We start from the raw sequence: 22,331 nt of genomic DNA, 5'->3' as shown, positions 1-22,331 counted from the left end.
TAGATTTGCATGTAAAAGGGTTATCTTGCAAGCGTTCGAGGAATCGATTGCGAGGTAGTCTTTTTTTGCATAGCGCCCCTAGACAAGCTATCCTCCTTATGGAAATTTCTCTCATATAAGCCACATTTCTTGCATACATATAGGTAAAGTGACCTGCATGTCCAACCAAGAATTGAATGAGCCAAGGGGATGAGCATAGACCATGAAAGAAAATCACGATATTGCAATTCTGGGAATAGGCACCGCTGTGCCTGAATTCCGTCTTGAGCAAGCAGATACTTCTGAGCGATTGACGGATGCGTTACGAGATACTCCTAACTCTGCGCGTTGGGCGAAGAAAATTTTCAAGCAATGCGGCGTAGAAACGAGATATACCTGCGAACCGAATCTGTTAGAAACAGCGGAACATTGCCGGTACTTTTCACAATCAAATCAAGAAGCACCATCGACTTCCGATCGGATGGCTACTTATAAACGGGAGTCAGTTCCCTTAGCTTTACAGGCAGCTGAGAAAGCCCTGAGTGATGCCAAAGTTGACGTGTCTGACATCACGCATCTAATCACCGTAAGCTGTACAGGACAGTTCCTGCCAGGACTAGATGCCGCTTTGACGCAGCGGTTGGGACTAGCTGCCAATGTCAATCGGATCCCTTTCAATTTCCTAGGCTGCGCTGCTGGATTGAAGGCTGTGTGTTTGTCCAGTCAAATCGCTTCCAGCAACCCGTCCGCTAAAATACTAGTCGTCTGCGTGGAATTGTGTACCCTCCACATTCAGCCTTCAAGTGATAGAGAGGCTTTATTTGGCGCTTCCTTTTTCGGAGATGGGGCTTCGTCCTGTGTGGTCGGTATCGCAAGTGAACAGCATCATCCCATATTTCAATTAGGAAATGATCATTCGATTCTCTTGCAAGATTGCGCAGACGAAATGAAATGGGAAGTAGGGAATCACGGTTTTGATCTGTATCTGTCTCCGAATATTCCTAAGCTAATTGGAACCTGGATTCCTGAGCAAGTAGCGCATCTGCTTGATGGCGGACCTAAACCGGAACTTTGGGCGATTCATCCAGGGGGAAAAGGGATTATTGATGCGTTGGAAGAAGTGTACGAATTAACCTCGGAAGAAACGCGACCGAGCCGCACTGTGTTGCGCAATTATGGCAATATGTCTTCGGCAACGATTCTTTTCGTATTCGATGAAATGAGGCAGGAACTGGTGAACCGCGGAGCAGGTCCGACAAGTGGGTTATCTCTCGCATTCGGACCAGGACTTACGTGTGAAATGATTCAATTCACCTATCGAGGTGTCACTGCCATACAGGAAACGAAGTTAGATGAATCTTATGTTTAAGGGGCTCAAACAACGAGCAGTGCAACATGAACTAATGGATGACTTCTCGTCGGGGGGTCCCGAGCTTCGGCAAGCCTTGCAGCATTTGCGTCTGCTTAATCGTATTTTTGGAGCTGCAGGGCCTACCTTATTTGGCTTTAAACGCTTATGGCTGCAAGCAGGCAAACCCAAGACATTATCGATTCTGGATGTTGGATCTGGTTCTGGCGATGTGAATCGCCATCTCTTACGCTGGGCGGATGAGCATGGTGTAGAACTGCGTATTACGCTAGTCGATATTACAGAGGAAGCGTGTGCGGAGGCGCGCGAGTTCTTTCGTACTGAGCCACGTGTAAGCGTGATGCGGAGCAGTTTATTTCAGCTTCCGGAAAATGGGGTCGATATCACGACCGGTACGCAATTTGTGCATCATTTTACAAATACGGAACTTCCTCAAGTTGTGGGCTGTATGCTGAAGGCATCTCGATTAGGCGTTGTCATTAATGATATCCATCGGCATTGGATTGCCTGGGCTGCTGTGTGGGTGACGGCTCGCATGATTTCCAAGAACCGTTATATTCTAAATGATGGCCCCTTATCAGTAGCCAAAGGCTTTCGTGCAAAGGATTGGACCATACTGCGCAAATCATTGGATCTCTCAGACATGATCGTGTCATGGAGACCGCTATTTAGGTATGCTGTCGTCATTGTGAAAAGGGAGCGGGCGCGATGACTCACATCTATGATGCAGCCGTTATTGGTGCAGGAATCGCAGGCAGTGTGATGGCCAAGTCCTTAGCTGATCATGGCTGGGATACGGTGCTGTTCGATCGTAAAGCATTCCCGAGGCATAAGGTGTGCGGGGAATTTCTATCCCCTGAATCCCTCACGATGCTTAAAAAGCTTGGATTGCGTGAAGCCGTGTCCGCCTTAAAGCCAAGTATCATTCAACGGACAAGCTTGATTCTCAGTCGGGGAAATCCACTGGAGATCGATCTTCCTGGAACAGCTTGGGGAGTAAGCCGTTATCAGCTTGACGCTACGCTTCATCAGGCGGCTTTGCGCGCTGGCGTGCAAGTGCAGACGGAAACAACGGTGATTTCTGTGAAACCCGGTGAGCAAGGATACATAATAACTACGAAAAAGCACGGTGGGGTTCAGGAATATTACGTGCGAGCTGTTATCGCTGCCTGTGGTGCAACGGCTATTCCTGGACTCCGAAGTCAATCTCCGCGCGATGCCAAGTCTGTTAATGGGGCGCATCTCGGTGTGAAATCCCACTATACAGGGGTGGACATGGATGGGGTTGTCGAACTCTATTTCTTCGAAGGCGGTTACCTAGGTCTATCCCCGATTGAAGGTGGACAGGTGAATGTGGCCGCCCTGTTGGAACGAGAGGCTTTTCAGCAGGCAAACAAATCCATTCTAGGGTTGATCGAGGCGGCAAGCGCTAAGCATAGTAAGCTATCGGAACGTTTATCTTCTGCACAATCTGTTCCTGGCACACAAGCGGCTGTTGCGCCTGTAAAGTTAACACGTAAGCCCCTTGCGTGGGATATGTTTCCACGATTAGGTGACGCCGCTATGATGCTGCCGCCGTTATGCGGTGACGGGATGTCGATGGCACTCCGCTCAGCGATTTTATGCGCACCATTTGCATCACGCTATCTGAAGGGCCAGATCAGCTTAGTTGAATGGGAGCATGACTATACCCGGGCTATACATCGAGAATTCAAAGGGCCCTTGAAGTGGGGACATCGGTTGCAGGGAATATTAGCTGTTCCGTATTTGCCTCACGTGATGCTTGCTGCAGCTAAGTTCACACCTGGATTGGCAGATCGATTCGTGCAAGCGACTAGGCTGAAAGAAACTGAGTATTAAGAGGAGGGTTATGATCTTGCATAAACTTGCTCTGATATCCCTCCGATTTCCCAAAACCATCGTTCTATTTTGGGTCGTATTCTTCCTGTATTTTGGATGGTATGCTCCTAAGCTGCCTGCTGTTTTGAAGGATCATGGGTTGATTTCAGATGGCTCTTTTGTCAAGGTCGAGCAAACACTCGCCTCTAATTTTCACATTCCAGCGAATCCCGTCATTCTCGTATTTGAGAAAAATAGCAAGATGGAGCCCCAGCAATTCGAACGCTACTTGCAGCAAGATATGATAACTTTACACGGCATGCAAGGGTTAAGAGAGATTGTATCTCCGCTCGAACGGGAAGGAATGATCCAAGGGAATTATGCCTATGCGCTGCTTGGATTCGAGCAAAGTCCACATGACATGGAGCAAGTATTGCAAGAAATTCAGACACGATTACCCAAGCATCGAGAGATGAACGTGTCATTGACAGGAAAGTCGGTTGTGCAAGAAGATGTCAACCGAGCGAGTCAGCATGATTTGCGAAAAGCGGAAAGCTTAGGCATTCCGGCAGCCTTTTTGATTCTATGGCTGGCATTTGGCGGCATGACTTCCTCGCTGATTCCTATCATCGTTGGCGTTTTCGGGGTTACGAGCACGATGGGCATTATGTATGGCATAGGCACACAAATTGATTTATCTAACTTTGTACTGAATGTTATTCCGATGGTAGGTCTGGCCCTGAGTATCGATTTTGCCTTGATGATGGTTAGTCGTTTTCGTGAGGAAATTCATGTGCTTCCTGTTGGACAAGCCATCCAAACTACGATGAGAACAGCTGGAAGAGCCGTCTTATTCTCGGCACTTAGTGTTTTTTTAGGCCTCATGGGAATATTGTTCATTCCGCTTCCTATATTTTCGACCATTGCCTTAGGTGCAATGACTGTGTTAACCGTTTCCGTTATGCTGACGCTAACGTTAGTGCCGGCGCTTCTAACCCTGTGGTGGCCAGCCATTCGAGCTGAACGCAGACCGCTCTATACGACAAAAGGTACGAACAATGTGTGGTTTGCGATGGCGCGATTTGTGATGAGTAGACCTGTCCAAATGAGCTTGCTTGCAGCGTGTATTCTTATCTGTTGTTTCCTGCCGCTAACGACAATGAAATTAGCCATACCAGATGCGACCTCTTTGCCGAAGGGCTATGAATCCCGCGCAGCATTCGAAGCGTACCAAACACATTTTGGCACGAAAACAAGTTCAGATATCTATCTAGTCGCCAGAGGAAAATCAACTCAGTTGACCCAAAGTGATTGGAAGAACGCCTCTTTACTTGTACAAACATTAGAGAGGGATCCGCTCGTTGAAAAGGTAGATTCGATTTATTCGACATTGCGAATGCCCTATGATCAACTCTATTTGTTATCTCAACATCCAAACGCAAAAGCGGGCAATGAGCGCATCTTTCAAGCTTTTGTCCATAAGAATGAGATGCTCGTTCAGGTTCGATTACACGGTGAACCCTCCTCACAGCAAGTGATGGATTGGGTGAGACGCTGGGAAGTAGAGGGGAAAGCAGGAGCGCTCCCATTCCTTCTAGGTGGTGAGGCGAAGTATCAACAGGAGATTTTCGATGATATTTTTGACAATTTAATCTATGTACTCTTGTTCATACTCATTTCTAACTATGTGGTCTTATTCATCGCTTTCCGTTCCATTCTCATCCCCTTAAAAACAATTCTCATGAACCTCCTGAGCTTAGGTGCGTCTTTCGGAATTCTAACTTGGCTGTTTGAAGAGGGGCATTTCGGCTTAGAACCGAGTAAGATCGCCATTATGATTCCTGTGTTTATCTTTGGACTGGCGTTTGGAATCTCGATGGATTACGGCGTATTCTTAGTATCGCGCATTTATGAGGAGTACCAGCGGACGCAAGATAATCATCGTTCTGTGCTAGTCGGCTTAGGGTCCATAAGTAAGATTATCAACTCTGCGGCAGCGATCATGATTGCCGTCACGTTGCCTTTTGCATTCGGAGATGTTGTCGGCGTGAAACAACTAGGGTTGGGTATTGCAGCTGCCATTTTTATTGATGCGACGGTGATTAGGTTGGTGCTTGTTCCCGCATTAATGGTCATTCTGGGCAAATGGAATTGGTGGGGGCCTGGGGGGAGTAGGAAGCGTACGTTGTGAAGTTGGTCAGAGGGATGTTTTGTAAATCTTCTGTGCTCCCGGCAAATAGATGGAGTTTCTACAGGTAAATTTGGGGATTTCTCTTCGAAAATTAGAATAGATGGAAAACCTACAGTTAAATTTAACCATTTTGCCTGATCTGAACAAATGGGCCAGATTTAAATACATGTTTTCCATTTAAATTGAATTATTGAGGGAATTTCTCGAAAATAGCTGTATGTTTTCCAGTTAAGTTGAGTAGAGCTTAAGTTGGCTACAAAATCACCAACCCAACCCAACCTGCAAAAACCCGATACCATCCGCAAAATCCGGATGGTATCGGGTTTTACTTGTGTGCAAAGAGGTTGGCTTTATCATGGCTGTCTATGACCTCGATCTCGACATGAGCCATATCCTGTCCATCAGCGCTCAATTCAAGAGTCTACGCGTAAGACCAGTTGGTCCGGTTATCCCATGCCCTCCGAGCTTTTGGCAACGACGTTCAAAATCCCTTCCTCAAAGCCGACTTCCCATGTCAGATAGCCTAGCGAAGAATCATTCAGCTTCTTCGTTCATAGCGACCTATTGCAGCCGCGCCTCCAGGATAAGGTAGAACTATAAATAGAGGAATTTCTTGGCAGTCACCGAATTGGTCAGGTAGGAATTTGTCGAATTTTGGTGAATTGATCGTGTAAAGGAGATCTGCCATGCCTAACCTTGTGAAGTCGAGCCTTTCCCGTCGATTTGTTCGAATGATATTGTTTTTCGCATTGCTTGTCATGGTGGGGGCCATTGGTGTTTCATTTACTGGTAAACAAGTGCAACAGTCTTACCAAGAACGCATCACGCTGCTAAAAGCGAAAGAAAAGGCTACGGCCTCCATTTATCTCCACTACAATCAAATCTTTTTACATGCAAGAGCTTTCTACGCATTCCGCCAGGAGTTTGAATATGAGGCTGTGATGAAGGAAAAGCCAGAGCTTGAGCAGGCAATAGAGACATTTGTGCAGCTTCCTTTAACCGATCAGGAGAAAGAGCTGCTTACAACGTTAAAGTCATTTGAGAAGAACTATTTCGAAAATGTATTTCCCAAATATGTGAAGCTTGCGCACGACGTCGATCCCATGGCGTTAGTGAAGACTGGCTCAGCGACATCGAGCGGCAGTGTAGGGACAAGTATCTATGATTTGTTAGGCAAAATCAATGACATCTCTACGCAAACCTCCGATCAATCCGAAATGGAAGCCCAGAACTTGTTTAAAACCTTAGCCAATCTTAATTATGTATTCTTTGCTTATGTGTTTGGTATTCTGGTGTTCATTACTTTTATGACCTCGCATACGGCTAAAAACATTGGCAGACCGCTGCGCAAGTTAGCAGATAATGCTGAGAAAGTGACATTAGGTCAGTCTGTTGAGCTGGCGATGGATAAACGGAACGATGAGATTGGCCTGCTCAATCATTCTTTTCATACCATGCTGCAGAAGATCCAAGTGAAGGAAGAAGAGCTGCTATCGCAGAATGAAGAGTTGATAGCCCAGCAAGAAGAGCTTCAAATGCAGCAGGAAGAGCTTCAGGATATGTTACGCAAAATGGAAGAAAACGAAGAGCAGTTGATGAATGAAAGAGCCTTAACTCGAGACATTATGGATACCTTTCAAGAAGGCGTGCAGTTCGTCAATGTCGAGGGTATCATCGTAAAAGCTAACTCAACGATGAATGAATTATTTGGAATTCCTGAGGGGCAGTCCATGTCAGATATCCAGTTAGCTCAGTTTATTGCTTCCGCATCGCATTCAATTGCAGATAATACGGATTTAAAGTCGTTTATGATCGCACAGATTAGCGAAGAAGCGATAGAGGAAAGGTCCTACATGTATGAGATTACCTCTCCGACGCGGAGGGTCATTCAAGCCTATGCGGAGCCGTTGTATAGAGAATCGGGTAGAATCGGAACGGTTTTTGTCCATCGCGATATGACGAAACAAGCCGAAGTGGACCAATTGAAGTCCGAATTCGTAAGCACCGTGAGCCATGAGCTGCGTACGCCGCTTTCCAGTGTATTGGGCTTTGCTGAACGATTGCTGACCAAAGAGATGAGTCCAGAAAAGCAACAGAAATATTTGAAAACGATCCATCAGGAAACCGTTCGACTGACCGCATTAATTAATGATTTCTTGGATGTCCAACGAATGGAATCGGGCAAGTCGACACATCAGAAAAATCCTGTTGATCTCTATGATGTGTTAAATGGTGTTTTCACTTTGCAGCAAGGCAGCTCCACGAAGCATGACTTCAACATTCACATGCCAAGTATGCCATATGTTATTTCTGGAGATCAGGATAATCTGACGCAGCTTTTCATGAACCTCGTCAGTAATGCAGTCAAGTATTCACCTGAAGGTGGGCGGATTACAGCGAAGCTTTACCATAACGGTACGCATGCCGTTGTTGATATTACCGATGATGGACTGGGTATTCCTGAAGAAGCCATTCCGAAGCTGTTTACGAAGTTTTATCGCATTGATAATTCGGATCGAAGAGCCATTGGTGGAACGGGGTTAGGCCTTGCGATTGTGAAAGGCATTGTCGAAGCACATGGAGGCGAAATTACCGTTATCTCTAAGCTAGGCGAAGGGAGTACGTTCCGCGTTAGCCTACCCTTGATCTCCAGGCCTGAGCTCATTATCGAGGCCGATCGACTATCAGCGGCAGCAAATGAATTCACAGGCAAAACCGTCGTGCTCATCGAGGATGACCTCAGCCTGACGGAACTGCTCACCGAGGAACTCACTGAGAAAGGTTTCCGTGTCATCAATTACACGACGGGCGAACAAGCGCTTAAAGATATGCCAGTCAAGAGGCCGGATGCGGTTATCGTTGACATCATGTTAAATAATAGTATCGACGGATGGGAGATTATCAATCTCATCAAGGAAGATCCGACCTTGCATGACTTGCCTATCTTCATTTCCTCTGCATTGGAAGAAATTGAGAAGGGGAAGGAAATCGGGGCAAACATGTATTTCGTCAAACCATATCCACCTAGCCAATTGTCGGGTATGTTGCTCGAGATTCTCGGATTGAAGCGGGTGTAAGCGACGAGCGATTCCAGTAAAGAGCTCACGAATAACTGGTAAAACTACATCTAAATTTGCCGAAAAGGACTCGGAATTTGAATTAAATGGATTTTATGTAGCTGGAGATTTTCCAGTTATTCTATATTACCAAGCACTAGTGACTCGCCAAAGCACGTGTTCCACATACACCAGGCCTAGTCGAATAGATGATACCTGCAAGATAAACTGCCATAGGGCAGTTTATTTCTTTTTCACTCCTAGTAATAGAAGGGGCTTGTGAGATTTTTGTGAGTATGAAATGATAGAATCACTTGTAACGGACACGATCATAGAAAGGGGACCCATAGTGAGGAGTTTTCGTCAAATCATAGGAATCAGTTTGGTGTTCTCATTTTCTATTTTATTATTTATAGGCATTTATTCGCAGATGATCCCTAGTCAAAACAAGCAGACTGCCAAACAAGGTGTTTTGGATTTATCTAAGGAGGATTTACACAAGCTCGGCGTTGTTTCCTTAAATGGGGAGTGGGAATTTTATGAAGGGCAGTTGTTAACGCCTAGTGATTTTCAATCAGGGACGCGCAGAGATGTTTCTTATATAGACGTGCCAGGTATATGGAAAGGAAAGACGATAGGAGGCGGTATAAGCAACAAAGGATACGGAACATACCGTCTCTTAGTTCGGGTGAGTACTACTGACGACATATATGGCATGAAGCTGCGCAGCATCCGGATGTCCCATCAGCTTTATGTCGATGGCAAATTGGAGGGGGGAAGCGGACTACCAGCTACGAATAAAGAAACGAACATGCCGGGAAATACACCCTACAGCACATTTTTTCATGTGAATTCGCAGGAATTTGAAATTTTATTGCAAGTGGCGAATTACGAATATATGTCTGGGGGGATTGTAAATGCCATTCAGTTTGGCTTGCATGCAGACATTTCTAAACTGAATAGCTTACTAATCGGTGGTGATTTATCCCTTATTTTGGTGCTTGTCATGTTCGGAGCTTATCATCTCAGTCTCTATTTCCTACGTAGTCGAGAGAAAACGTATTTACTGAGCGGGTTATATCTCTTCTCCACGGCAGGCGTTCAGTTTTTGTACGGTGAGAAGCTGTTTCAACGATTGATACCTCAGATTCCTTTTGACATAACGTATAAAATGCTTGATATTTTTGAGTTTGTTAGTTCGATTCTCTGTTTATTGTTTTTTTGCTCCATCCACCAGAAGTTGATTTCACGCAACAAGATCAGGCTGTTAATTGCTCCAATCGTTCTGATCGTAGTCATTATCATTATCTTACCTTACGCTTTCTATAATGAAATGAGAAGTTTATTCTTTCTATACATTGGTTTCGTCCCTTTATTGCTTCTCGGTAGGATGATTTATCTGTTCTTCAATAGTAAAAGAGGTACCTATGAACGGAAAGAACTTGGCTTGTTTATCGTAGCTATCGTCTCTTTAATGGTCTCGTTAATAGATGGTGTTTTATATTCGGAAAGTGCGATATCCTCGGATTTATGGCATAAAGTTGGGGTTATTGGTTTCATTACGTTAATGAACCTGCTGTTAGCGGTAAGGTTAACCGATGCATACGAGAATACAGAGCTTTTGACGCATCGACTTACAGTCTCCAATCAATTGAAGGATGAGTTTCTAATGCACACCTCCCATGAAATTAAGACGCCGCTGCACGGAATCATGAATATTACCTCATCTTTACTGGATGATGATGAGCACAATTTGTCAGCTAGGCAGAAGCAAAATCTATGGTTAATCAAGGATACATCCGTTAAATTATCGATGCTCATGCAGGATCTTATTGATGTGACGCGGTTGAAGCATGGTGAGCTGCGGTTGCTTATGACAGTTGTAGATGTGCGGGCTGTGACCCAAATCGTATTTGATGTCTTGCAGTTCGAGCTTGCAGGCAAAGCGGTACGCTTGGATAACCAAGTGCCTTCGGAAATGTGGGTCCAAGCGGACGAGAATCGGTTACGGCAAATCATGTACAATTTAGTGCACAATGCCATGAAGCATACCGAACAAGGTATGATCCGTGTAAGTGCAAGGATAGTGGAAGAGGATATTCACATTGTCGTTGAGGATACAGGGACAGGTATTTCACCTGATAAATACGCCAAAGTATTCGAGTATTTCGAACAACAGGAGCATCTTTTACCAGAGGACGGCTACACAGGCATGGGGGTTGGTTTGTATATTAGTCGCAAACTCGTAGAGCGAATGGGTGGGGACATTCGGATTGACTGGACAGAAGTTGGACAGGGTACGCGAATGGCTTTTAAACTACCGATGGCCGTGAATTACGTGCATGTGAGCCAAAAACGATCGACGGTTGATAGCTATCAGCAAAGATATGGAAATGACCATGAATCTTTGGATAGTCTAGAGGAGCACGCTCATACGATTCTCGTCGTGGATGATGAGGCTTCCAATATGTACACACTGCTCAATATTCTCAAAAGACATAGCTATAATGTGCTTACAGCCTTTTCGGCCAAAGAAGCGATGAGTAAAATGAGTGAACACCCGCAAATTGATCTGATAATCCTAGATGTGATGATGCCTGGCGTTTCTGGGATTGAGCTCTGCCGAGAGTTGCGCACCCAGCATTCCATTCTCGATTTGCCTATTCTATTCGCGACTGCCAAGGACACTTCACAAGATATCGCACTTGGATTCAGTGTGGGAGCGAATGACTACGTCACGAAACCGTTCGAAGCCGAGACACTGCTCGCGAGAATACAAACCTTGATTGCGATGAAAACCTCGATCCAAGAAGCGATTCGTAATGAGCTTGCCTTCCATCAAGCACAGATTAAGCCTCATTTTCTTTATAATGCGCTTAGCAGTGTTATTTCATTTTGCTATACGGATGGCGAGAAAGCTGCTTACTTGTTGTCGAAGCTCAGCCAATTCCTGCGTTATATTCTGGATATGGACCGAAATGACTTATTCGTCAATCTACATCGGGAGCTAGATTTGATTGATGCCTACGTGGAGATTGAGAAGGCGCGCTATGGAGATCGATTTGAATTTATTTGTTATGTGGATGATAGTCTGAAACATTTCTCTATTCCCTCACTTTGTATCCAACCTTTTGTGGAGAATGCGATTCGACACGGCTTGTTCGAAAAGGATGAGTACGGAACCGTCACATTAACGATCCAAGAAGGAGACGGCTATTTACATGTAACGGTGCAGGATAATGGGATCGGGATCCCAGATGATTTGCTCTATAAGATGGCGAGCGGAGAACGTGGAAGTGGAGGCATTGCGATTGCGAATATTCGTAAAAGGGTAGATACGATCCCAGGAGCTTCACTGTCGATCAGCTCAGAAATGGGACGTGGTACGAAGGTTACCATGTATCTGCCTTTAACCAGAAATGATAAGGATGTCTTCGTAGAAAGGTGGGATGAACTTGATTAGGGTGGTTATTGTTGAAGATGAAAAACCGATTCTCGAATTAATGAAGGTTCTGATCGGAAGGAACCCGCATTATAGCATCATTGGGGCTTTTAATAATCCGCAGGAAGCGTTAATTTCCATGCCGGAACTGAAGCCTGACCTGGCTTTTCTGGATGTAGAGATGCCGAAAATGAATGGGCTTGAACTTGCTCAGCGAATAAATGACATCATGGAGCAGACCAAAATTATCTTTACGACAGCCTACAAGGAGTATGCGTTAGATGCCTTCAAGGTCTACGCTTTTGACTATATTCTTAAGCCAGTCACACCTGCTGCCATTGAACGCATAACGAGTCGTCTCTTGAAGCTAGAACAAGTGACTGAGCCCACTGTAATCAAAACGCGTCAGTCCGTGATCCGTTGTTTCGGAGGTTTGGAGGTACGCAATCCAGAAGGTGCACTTGTCCGTTGGCCAACGAAAAAGACGGAGGAGCTGTTCGCCTATTTCCTTTGTAACCCAGGACAGGACATTAATAAATGGTATTTGGCCGATATGTTATGGACGGATATGCTGGAAGACCGCGCTTCGCATAATTTACATAATACAATTTATCGCTTGAAAAAGCTGTTGAAAGAACAGGAAATCGGTATGGATATTCTTAAAACGAATGATGGCTATATGTTAGTTACGTTAGGGAGTATGTATGATCTATTGGAGTTCCAGTTAAGTGAGATAACTTCCTTAGAAGGGATTCAAGACATGACGCGAGCAGAAAGGGTATTATCCCTATATCGAGGCTCGTTGTTAGATCGCAAGGATTATCTGTGGAAAACCCAATTGGAGGAGAATTATAGGAAGCAATATACATCACTTGTCTGTCTAATGGCTCAACGCGACATGCGTGAAGAAGCCTGGAGCAAGGCGGAGTTAAAGTTAGACACGTATTTGACGTTGTATCCACTGAATGAAGAGATGCATCAAATGCTGATGGTTGTCTATGCAAAAAGTGGGAAAAAGGAACGAATAGCTAAGCACTATACCAACTTTAAAGCGTTGTACTTGAGAGAACTCGGCGTAGAGCCTCCTGAGGAAATGAGTGCCAGCGTAGCTGCATATTTAAATTAAAAAGCATAAACAAGACGGAATGCGTTCAATCGCTTTCCGTCTTTTTGCGTATGTGAGAAATTTGAGAGAGGGGCTCTATATACTTGGTAGGTATATAGGACTATTCATTTTCATGACAGCCGGCGACCAGAAATCAACGAGATTTTAATACATGGGGCGAGGGTATTGTTAACACACCACAAGCGAATATCAACGGCAGAGACAGAATTCTGATATCCGCACAGATCGTGAATGGCATGTCAAGTGACCCAATTTAGATAAATATGGGAACGTAGTAGGTCTTATACCAAGGTCAATGCGGACTATGAATAATATACATTTGGTTGTGGGTGCTACGGATATGTGGTATGCACCTTACCTTCAAGCGGCGACGGAGTATGGCCTGGTTTCTGGTTATGAGAATGGTAAATTTGGCTGTCGTCTTTTTCTCATGGGCAACCAAGATTAACCGATCTACAGGATTTGGAAGTATGTGAGAATTTTGAGAGAAGCCATTGCTACAATGGATGAATAAGTAGGGATATTTGGAATACAACGTTGGAGGGGGAGTCAGTCCCATGAGAAGAATCATGATTGTCGATGATGCCGCTTTTATGAGAGCACTGTTAAAAGATTACTTAGTCACCCTCGGTCACGAGATTGTGGCGGAAGGCAGCAATGGGCAAGAAGCGATACAATTATATAAGCGATATAAACCGGAATTAGTGACGATGGATATTACGATGCCCGAGATGGATGGGATTTCAGCTTTGAAAGAAATTATGAAGTTCGATCCGCGGGCAAATGTCATCATGTGTTCGGCCATGGGGCAGCAGCAAATGGTGATGGATGCCATACGAGCTGGAGCCAAAGACTTTCTGGTGAAGCCTTTTAGCAATGAAAGAATAGTTGAGGCAGTGGATCGTGTGCTTCTATCAAGAAAAGGCTAAAGAACTGAATTATCTTAACAAAAAGACGTTCACTTACAAAGTGAGCGTCTTTTTGTTCATGTCCCCCATCTTCTTTACAATTTATTAACATGAGCATTACATGGAATTGACCCTTGTAACTTGGCATCAAGTTACACTGTGTACAAGTAACAAAGGGAAAGCAGATTGAGGCTGATTCAAGCTCAACTCATCCCTTATTTTCGCTCAGGAGGTTGTTGGTTGCTATGAAAGTTGAATTCCATTGTCACACCAAACTATCAGACGGTTCATATACATTTGATGAGATCTTAGACTTGGCGATCCAAGAGGATGTTACTCATTTGGCAATAACGAATCATGATACGACGAGTGAATTACCTCAAATGATAAATAGAGGACTTGAACGGGGGATAGAGATCATCCCAGCGATTGAAATTTCGGGCTATGATTTTGATCGAAAGCGCAGAGTTCATATTCTTGGTTATTATATAGAGCCTGGGAACACACAGTTAGAAATGTTTTGCAGTCCGTTACTCAAGAGACGTCACCTTGGCTGCCTCGAAGCAATCGATCGGCTGATTCAGGCTGGGTACACGATTACCCTGGATGAGGTGATGAAATATGCGGAAGGTGGAACGGGGATTTATAAGCAGCATATTATGCATGCTTTGATCGATCAAGGGTACACAACTACGATCTATGGTGATTTATATAAAAAGCTGTTTTCCCGCGGCCAGAACGGCGAACAACCGGGTATTGCCTATATCCCAACGGAGTATGTCGATGCGTGTGATGCGATTCGTATGATTTTACAAGCGGGTGGCGTTCCTGTGCTTGCGCATCCTGGCCAGTATGGGAGTTTCGAAGCTCTTCCAGAACTGGTGGAGGCAGGGTTACAAGGCATCGAGGTATGGCATCCTCTTCATAATCAAGCACATGAACAATTGGCTATTGAGCACGCGGTCCACTACGGACTTATTCAAACCGGCGGATCCGATTTTCATGGCTTTTATGGGGAAAAAGAAGTTCTTCTCGGTAGTAAAAGTCCAGGCATAGCCGTTGTAAAAGAGCTCTGGGAACGCAAACTGGCATTCGTAGAGAAGACAAGTGTCGTGGAAAGGAACTGATTATTTGTGAAACACATCCATCAAACACAACCCAGCCTTCCGTTATCCTCAGAGCCAGCCATCTCCTCTAGTAGTCACCTTATACATAGTGACATTGGGGCTTGGGCATCTGTCGGACCTAACAATAAAATCCTTGAATCACAACTAGGTGATTACACCTACACCATGGATGACGTGACAATTAATTATGCGGAAGTGGGCAAATTCACTTCGATTGCTTCCCATGTCTGTATTAATCCCGTTGATCACCCCATGGATCGCGTTACGCAGCATCATATGACATATCGGCGAGCTGCCTATGGATTCGCTGATGGGGATGATCAGGAAATATTTGACTGGCGTAGAGGCAGCCGAGTTACCATCGGTCACGATGTTTGGATCGGCCATGGGGCGATCGTGATGAAGGGTGTCGATATCGGTACAGGCGCTGTTGTCGGATCGGGAGCTATTGTTACAAAAGATATCGAGCCCTATAACGTTGTTGTAGGAGTGCCAGCTAAACCGTTGAAACGTAGATTTCCACAAGAGGTTGTCGATCAGCTGTTGAAAATTGCTTGGTGGGACTGGCCTCGTGAAATATTAGAGGAAAGGTTCAATGAACTGAACGATCTATCCGCTTTTATTAGAAAATATGGATGATGAATGGAGGGAATTGCCTTGTCTGAAGAGATGGATATTATGGATCATCTTATCGTATCGATCCAATCTGGCAGATATGAGCCTCATGATAAATTGCCTTCTGAGAACGAGCTTGCTGATGCTTACAAAGTGCCCCGAATTACCGCTCGGAAAGCCTACGAACGGTTGCAAGAGCTTGGTTATATCTACTCCAAGCAAGGGAAAGGCAGTTTTGTGCAAGACAGAAACCTGCGTATCCCTTTGGTTCTAAAAACGAATAAGAGCTTTAGTCAGAAAATGACCGAACTTGGCTATGAATATAAGTCAACAAATATATTCTGCGAGTCGATCGAATTCAACAATAAAATTTATGAGTCACTGGGCGTTAGTGAAAATGAACGTGTATTTAGAATCGGCCGTTTGCGAATCATTGACGGCAGACCCATTGCACTTCATATCTCATTCGTTGCAGAAACTTCATTTCCGGAGATAGAACAAGAAGGTAAAGAGATTACCTCCATGTTCTACTACTATCAAAGCAAAGGTTATCACCACTTAAAATCGTCGGAGACTACCTTGCGATTGGCGCATCCATCGAAATATGAGCGTGAGCTTCTATCTTGTTCCTCACTCATTCCATTGTTGGTCCTGGAATCCGAATGTATCGATGAAAAAACGGGTCAAACTTTGGAATACAGCAAAACGATGTATCGTGGAGATGTTTTTACCTATGTGATCTAGCCCTGATCTTTACACAAACTTAACTGCCGCTAACCTGGCAACAAGATAGAGTAGGTTTTGAGAAATACACAAGTTAACAGGAAGGGGCTTTCAAATGAATCGAAAGCAACGGACAGAAATTTTGATCCATGGTTCAGCCCAACTTATATCGGCTATGGCGAATGACATTAAAAGCAAATATCATGTCGCTGTTATTGAGGAGCCTAATCATGGTCTTGTTATGGTTCAGGTAAGAGAAACTGCACAGAAGAGCTTGTTTTACCTAGGAGAGGTGCTTGTAACGGAGTGCAAGGTTCGGATCGAAGGAGCCTTAGGAATGGGCATCATCAAAGGAGACGAACCAGATAAAGCCTACGAATTGGCTGTTATCGACGCGGCGTATGCAGCTAATTTGGAAGAAACGGCGTCTTGGTCAGTTGAATTGCAAAGGGAAAGTCTGCTTATTGCGTCATCATGCGAAGCGCAGCAAAGAAAGTTACTGCAAACCAAAGTGGACTTTGAAACGATGGATGAAGATTGAAAGGAGAGAATCAAACATGCTAGATAAAGTTCACGACATCCAGACAGCATATCGTCAAGTCATTGATGTCATGTCGAGGCCAGGAACGATTGCTGATCTCTCTGAAGAAGCGGGGAAGCTTAATCAGACGCTAGAGTGCTTAGCGGCAACTTCGATTCTAGCGCATATGCTGCTCGATACGGAGGTCACGTTCAATGTAGTATCTGAACGTGAAAGCAAGATGGCTCATTTACTGAGTCAACTAACCTATGCCAAGGAAGCTGAGTTGGAGAAGGCGGACTTCATCTTTATCCTGCTTGATGCAGCTCCTGGGCGTTTGCTGCAAGCCCTTGAGGCAGCCAAAATCGGTGATCTGCAGGATCCCCACCGCTCCGCGACCATCATCATTGAAACAACTAGCTTATTGGCTCAAGGAATCAAGGTGCGGATGACCGGGCCTGGCATTCAGGCTGAAACGAAAAAAGAGATCGCCATGAACGAAGACTGGTTGGATATCCGGACACAGCGAAACAGCGAGTATCCGTTAGGAATAGATTTGATTTTTGTGGATGACTCCCACCACATTTGGGCTTTACCTAGAACCACTCAGATTGTGAAGGAGGAGTTCTAATTATGGGTTATGTAGCGGTTAAAGGCGGTACACGTGCAATAGAAGAATCTCTGAAACGCATGCAGTTCGAACGTTTACGGCTAGGGAAAGTACTGAATGTCGATGCCATCGAAGCAGGAATGAGAGGGCTTATTGATCAAGTGATGTCGGAGAGCAGCATGTATAGTGAGCAGCTTGCGGCGCTTGCCATCAAACAGGCGGAAGGTAATCCGGAAGAAGCTGTCTTTCTGCTAAGGGCCTATCGTTCTACGCTCCCAAGAAAGCATTACTCCAGAACGGTGGCACCGGAGGAAATGCGCGTTGATCGAAGAATTTCAGCTTCGTTTAAAGATATCCCTGGCGGGCAAATTTTAGGCGCATCGGCTGATTATTCACATCGTCTCCTAGACTTTGATTTAATGGATGAAACGGAAGATCAAGTAGCTGAATGGCTGGAATCCTATCAGCTTATAGATAGGAATGAGATGGAAGATCTGGACGGACGACTTCCCAAAGTATTGGATTATTTGAGAAAAGAAGGTCTCATTACTGATTGTCCAATCGATAATACGGAACCAGACGATGTAACCCGCACGAGCCTGACGTTCCCGGCTTCACGAAGTGAGAAACTTCAGATATTGACGAGAGGTCAGACTGGTGCCGTCACTTCCTTAGCATATGCGGTTATCCGCGGCTACGGAATGGTTCATCCAACCGTTGGTGAATTGCGTGTTGGCGATATTCCGGTGTATATAGATACCCCGCTGGACTCTTCTCACGAAGAGGAAGAATCCTATTATATCGGCGACATTAAGGTGACAGAAGTGGAGATGCTGGTTCCAGTTACCGTGGAGAAAGAGAATGGCAGGAAGGAACTTCAACTAGAGTTCGGTTACGGTCTCTGTTATGGACAGAATGAAACGAAAGCTATTGCTATGAGCATTTTAGATAAAAGTCTTGAAAAGGGCGACAAGCTGATTCCGACGCAAAATGAGGAATTTGTCCTCTTTCATATTGATTCCGTAGAATCAACTGGTTTTATTTCTCACTTAAAGATGCCACATTATGTAACATTTCAAGCTAAGCTCAATGATGTTCGCAAGACGAGAAAACGCTCAGCTGATCCAAACCAGGAGGTGTAAAGCACATGCGAATTCAATACAACTTTGCATTTTTGGACGAAGGATCGAAGAGAGAAATCCGGCGTGCCACACTGAAGGCAATTGCAATTCCAGGTTACCAGGTTCCCTTTGCATCACGAGAGCTGCCGATCGGGCGCGGATGGGGAACAGGGGGCTTACAACTAACTTTGTCATTGATCGGGAAAAGCGATGTGCTTAAAGTCATTGACCAAGGCACCGATGAATCGGTTAATGCGGTAAGTATTAAGAAACTTATTCATAAGACGACAGGGGTTACTGCGGTTGAAGCTACTTCGGAAGCCACTCTTATTCAATCCCGCCACCGGATTCCGGAAATTCCGCTTACTTCGGAGCAAATTTTGGTTCTACAAGTTCCTATGCCTGAACCATTGCGCATGTACGAATCCAGTGAACGTGAAACAAAGCGGTTGCATGGGGAGAAAGACTACAGTGGCGCATGGTTGATGTTATTTGAACAAATTATGAAATACCGCAGTGTGTCTACGGGGGCTGATCATCCTGTCATGGTGCATGATCGCTATGTGATGGCGCCAAGCCCGATACCCAAGTTCGATAATCATAAGTTGAATTACTCGGAAGCGTTGATTTTATTGGGAGCCGGTCGTGAAAAGAAAATTTATGCCGTTCCGCCTTACACACAAGTCGTTTCATTGGCTTTCGACGATGTTCCGTTCGAGCCAGAATCGTTCACCGATGTGTCTTGCAAGCTATGTGGAGCAACGGAAGTTTTCATGGATGAGTTATATAACGAAGAAGAAGATATTACGTTCTATCAATGCAATGATTCGAGCTATTGCTTGGATAAGTTGAACCAAAAGATTTTCTAAAGAGGAAGAGGAGGCGCTTAGATGAGCCCAATCGCACCCCCTATTATGCGTGTGAGCCATTTGGATAAACGATTCGGTACTGGCTGTGAACAGTGCAACAATCAGGAGCAAAGAAAGTTGGAAAATAACTACTGCAGGTCATGCGGAACCGTCTACGCTTGTCAGGACATTTCGTTCGATCTATATCCCGGTGAGGTGCTGGGTATCGTTGGTGAGAGTGGAAGTGGGAAGTCGACACTCATGCGATGTCTTTATTTTGACCAAGAAGTCAGCGGCGGTGAGGCTTATCTGCAACCGTATCAACAAGGCGAGAGAAACCTATTTCAAGAGTCATCTCAGCAAAAAAAGTATATCCGTAATCATCTTATGGGTAAGGTGTATCAAAATCCGGTACTAGGCTTACGGATGGAATTCTCCTCGATCGGTAATATTGCGGAGAAAATGATCGCTGCCGGACATCGACAGGTATCAGCAATGGAAGCACGGGGAAGTGAACTCTTGGAGAAGGTTCATATTCCTGTGTACAGAAAGATGGAAGCACCGAAGAACTTCTCGGGTGGCATGCAGCAGCGTGTTCAAATTGCCAAAGCACTTTCCAATAATCCACCGATTCTGCTTTTGGACGAAGTAACGACTGGACTTGATTTATCTGTGCAAGCGAATGTATTGGACCTTATCAAACACCTACAACGCGAATTGCAAATTAGTATGCTGCTTGTATCTCATGATCTTGGTGTCATCCGAATGTTGGCGGACCGAACCATGGTTATGTTGGATGGGCGAGTCGTTGAACAGGGATTGACGGATCAGATCCTTGAGGATCCGCAACATGCCTATACGCAGCAATTAGTGCACTCACTACTATAGAGAATCGAATTGTATAAGGAGGATTTGAAATGTATCTGATAACGAACGGCATCTTGATTACGGAACATGCAATGTTAGAAGGTTTTGATCTACTAGTGGTGGAGGATCGTATTGCACGTATAGCTCTTAAAGGCGAGATCCATGTGGAAGTTGGCGTGGAAGTGATTGATGCATATGGGGTCTATGTGGCACCAGGCATGATCGACATTCACTCGGATTATATTGAGCACATGACGGCGCCAAGGCCGACTTCCCTGTTTAACTTCAAGTTAAGCATACGCGAAACAGAAAAGGAACTCATCTCACATGGGATTACAACGATGTATCACTCCTTGTCAATCTTCAAGTCTGCGGATTATAAGTATCGTCCGATTCGAGAACCGGAAAATGTGCGCAAACTGATTGACTTGATTGATGAGACGCACAATAGCAAGCATCTCATTCGTCATCGTTTCCATGCCAGATTTGAAATTGATAATGTGGATCAAATCGATAATTTAAAAAATTACATCCAAGAGGAGAAAGTACATCTCGTTTCTTTCATGGATCACACGCCAGGTCAAGGACAGTACAGAGATCTTGAAGTGTATATCAAAAATGTGCGCGGTTACGATCATGTGAGTGATGAGAATATCGCGGTTTTACTCGCAAGTCATCAGACAAAGGAAAAGATGACAGAAGACGCCATTCGCGAGATCGCTGAAATGGCACAAGCAAGGAACATTGCGATTGCTTCGCATGACGACGATTCACTGGAGAAGCTGGATATTGTACAAAGCTTTGGAACAACCATTAGTGAGTTTCCGATCACGCTGGATATCGCTCGCAGAGCCAAGGAAAAAGGACTTCATACGGTTGCAGGTGCTCCTAACGTCATTCTAGGAGGCTCACACAGTGGCAATTTGTCTGCAACTGAAGCGATACAAGATGGCTGCATTGACATTTTGTGCAGTGACTACTATCCGGCATCCATGCTACATGCAGTATTCCAACTGGCAGGCCCTCAGCGGCAAGACCTGGTGGAGAAGTTCAAATTGGTCACTCTGCACCCTGCTCAAGCCGTGAACATTGATGCAGATTACGGCTCCCTTCAGGAAGGCAAGAAAGCCGATCTGCTTTTCATAGAGCTTTTAGATATGGACGACTTCCCCGTTGTAACGACCGTTTTCGTTGACGGTAAATTAATTCAAAAAACGAATTATAGGGATTAACAGGAGGTGAAAAGGGTATGGAAAACCTGCTGTCAATTGAACATTTGACCAAATCGTTTACATTGCACAACCTCAATAAGCATATTCCAGCGGTGGAAGATGTTAATTTGTTTCTGAAGGAAGGCGAGTTCATCGGTATTACCGGCAAAAGCGGGAGTGGTAAATCCACAGTCCTTAAATGTATTTATCGAACGTATTTGCCTAATGCTGGACACCTTTGGTATAACTCGGAGAGGTATGGCACCATCGATTTGGCTGCAGCGAGTGAGCGGAGCATCATTGAGCTTCGGAAGCATGAAATCGGCTATGTATCCCAGTTCCTGAATGTGATGCCTCGAACAACGGCAAGGGAGCTTGTACAGAATGCCATAGTGGAAATGGGGCATCCAAGGGACTACGCCGAGGTGGAGACAATAAAGATCCTGGAGCACTTTGAGTTGGACTACAGTTTATGGGACAGCTACCCGGCAACCTTCTCTGGTGGGGAAAAGCTGCGGTTAAATATTGCTAGAGCGATGGTCAAGCGCCCGCGATTGTTGCTTCTCGATGAACCAACGGCTAGTCTTGATAACAGCTCGAAACGGAAGGTCAAGCTTCTAATCGAACAGTTGATGAAGCAAGGCACAACCATGCTGGGTATCTTTCATGACCTTGAATTTATGGAGAATTTGTGTGATCGGGAGTATCAAATAAGGAACGGTACATGTACAGTAGCAGAGAAAATGAAATAACTTACAACATCTTAAAATTAGCGGAAC

At 44.9% G+C, this 22,331-nt stretch carries 19 protein-coding genes; all 19 read left to right on the top strand.

The genetic code is table 11. The features are described 5' to 3' along the window. Positions 1–202: 202 nt before the first annotated feature. The 19 genes from GC096_RS06395 to GC096_RS06305 all read left to right on the top strand — a co-directional run bounded on the left by GC096_RS06395 (position 203) and on the right by GC096_RS06305 (position 22,304). Positions 203–1,348 (top strand): type III polyketide synthase, encoded by a 1,146-nt coding sequence (locus tag GC096_RS06395; protein WP_171629422.1) that lies wholly within the window; start codon positions 203–205, stop codon positions 1,346–1,348. Beyond that, positions 1,341–2,060, top strand: coding sequence for a methyltransferase domain-containing protein (locus GC096_RS06390; protein ID WP_171629431.1), 720 nt, complete (start codon positions 1,341–1,343; stop codon positions 2,058–2,060). The genes GC096_RS06395 and GC096_RS06390 overlap by 8 nt, the downstream gene beginning before the upstream one ends. After that, positions 2,057–3,208 (top strand): NAD(P)/FAD-dependent oxidoreductase, encoded by a 1,152-nt coding sequence (locus tag GC096_RS06385; RefSeq protein WP_171629421.1) that lies wholly within the window; start codon positions 2,057–2,059, stop codon positions 3,206–3,208. The genes GC096_RS06390 and GC096_RS06385 overlap by 4 nt, the downstream gene beginning before the upstream one ends. A 10-nt stretch (positions 3,209–3,218) precedes the next feature. Next, the gene (locus GC096_RS06380; RefSeq protein WP_171629420.1) at positions 3,219–5,378 is read left to right on the top strand and encodes an MMPL family transporter; all 2,160 of its coding nucleotides are present in this window, start codon (positions 3,219–3,221) and stop codon (positions 5,376–5,378) included. A 686-nt stretch (positions 5,379–6,064) separates the two neighbouring features. Then, complete coding sequence (locus GC096_RS06375) at positions 6,065–8,455, top strand: ATP-binding protein (RefSeq protein ID WP_171629419.1); 2,391 nt, start codon at positions 6,065–6,067, stop codon at positions 8,453–8,455. A gap of 328 nt (positions 8,456–8,783) precedes the next feature. After that, positions 8,784–11,897, top strand: a complete 3,114-nt coding sequence (locus GC096_RS06370; protein WP_312886204.1) for a hybrid sensor histidine kinase/response regulator — start codon at positions 8,784–8,786, stop codon at positions 11,895–11,897. Further along, on the top strand, positions 11,884–13,002 hold the full coding sequence (locus GC096_RS06365) for a response regulator (protein ID WP_376769476.1): 1,119 nt from the start codon (positions 11,884–11,886) through the stop codon (positions 13,000–13,002). Before GC096_RS06370 ends, GC096_RS06365 begins: the two co-directional genes overlap by 14 nt. Before the next feature lie 304 nt (positions 13,003–13,306). Next, complete coding sequence (locus tag GC096_RS06360) at positions 13,307–13,450, top strand: S-layer homology domain-containing protein (protein WP_171629416.1); 144 nt, start codon at positions 13,307–13,309, stop codon at positions 13,448–13,450. A gap of 109 nt (positions 13,451–13,559) precedes the next feature. Then, positions 13,560–13,931: a response regulator gene (locus tag GC096_RS06355; RefSeq protein WP_171629415.1), complete on the top strand. Its 372-nt coding sequence runs from the start codon at positions 13,560–13,562 to the stop codon at positions 13,929–13,931. Between the two features lie 224 nt (positions 13,932–14,155). Continuing rightward, entirely contained in the window at positions 14,156–15,037 is an 882-nt protein-coding gene (locus GC096_RS06350; RefSeq protein WP_171629414.1) for a PHP domain-containing protein, read from the top strand. A 6-nt stretch (positions 15,038–15,043) separates the two neighbouring features. Further along, entirely contained in the window at positions 15,044–15,676 is a 633-nt protein-coding gene (locus GC096_RS06345; protein WP_171629413.1) for a DapH/DapD/GlmU-related protein, read from the top strand. Between the two features lie 18 nt (positions 15,677–15,694). Further along, positions 15,695–16,396 (top strand): GntR family transcriptional regulator, encoded by a 702-nt coding sequence (locus GC096_RS06340; RefSeq protein WP_171629412.1) that lies wholly within the window; start codon positions 15,695–15,697, stop codon positions 16,394–16,396. Between the two features lie 94 nt (positions 16,397–16,490). Then, entirely contained in the window at positions 16,491–16,916 is a 426-nt protein-coding gene (phnG, locus tag GC096_RS06335) for a phosphonate C-P lyase system protein PhnG (RefSeq protein ID WP_171629411.1), read from the top strand. Between the two features lie 16 nt (positions 16,917–16,932). After that, a complete protein-coding gene (gene phnH, locus GC096_RS06330; RefSeq protein ID WP_171629410.1) occupies positions 16,933–17,526 on the top strand; it encodes a phosphonate C-P lyase system protein PhnH in 594 nt (197 codons plus the stop codon). Between the two features lie 2 nt (positions 17,527–17,528). Continuing rightward, positions 17,529–18,647 (top strand): carbon-phosphorus lyase complex subunit PhnI, encoded by a 1,119-nt coding sequence (locus tag GC096_RS06325; protein WP_171629409.1) that lies wholly within the window; start codon positions 17,529–17,531, stop codon positions 18,645–18,647. Positions 18,648–18,652: 5 nt separating this feature from the next. Beyond that, positions 18,653–19,495 (top strand): alpha-D-ribose 1-methylphosphonate 5-phosphate C-P-lyase PhnJ, encoded by an 843-nt coding sequence (locus GC096_RS06320; protein ID WP_171629408.1) that lies wholly within the window; start codon positions 18,653–18,655, stop codon positions 19,493–19,495. Between the two features lie 21 nt (positions 19,496–19,516). Then, the gene (locus GC096_RS06315) at positions 19,517–20,362 is read left to right on the top strand and encodes an ATP-binding cassette domain-containing protein (protein ID WP_171629407.1); all 846 of its coding nucleotides are present in this window, start codon (positions 19,517–19,519) and stop codon (positions 20,360–20,362) included. 29 nt (positions 20,363–20,391) lie between these two features. Further along, complete coding sequence (gene phnM / locus GC096_RS06310; protein WP_171629406.1) at positions 20,392–21,573, top strand: phosphonate metabolism protein PhnM; 1,182 nt, start codon at positions 20,392–20,394, stop codon at positions 21,571–21,573. Positions 21,574–21,590: 17 nt separating this feature from the next. Continuing rightward, positions 21,591–22,304, top strand: a complete 714-nt coding sequence (locus GC096_RS06305; protein WP_171629405.1) for a phosphonate C-P lyase system protein PhnL — start codon at positions 21,591–21,593, stop codon at positions 22,302–22,304. The last annotated feature ends 27 nt before the right edge of the window (positions 22,305–22,331 follow it).

Source organism: Paenibacillus plantarum (assembly GCF_013141695.1).
GTDB classification, from domain to species: Bacteria; Bacillota; Bacilli; order Paenibacillales; family NBRC-103111; genus Paenibacillus_E; species Paenibacillus_E plantarum.
This window is presented reverse-complemented; position numbering and strand designations above follow the sequence as displayed.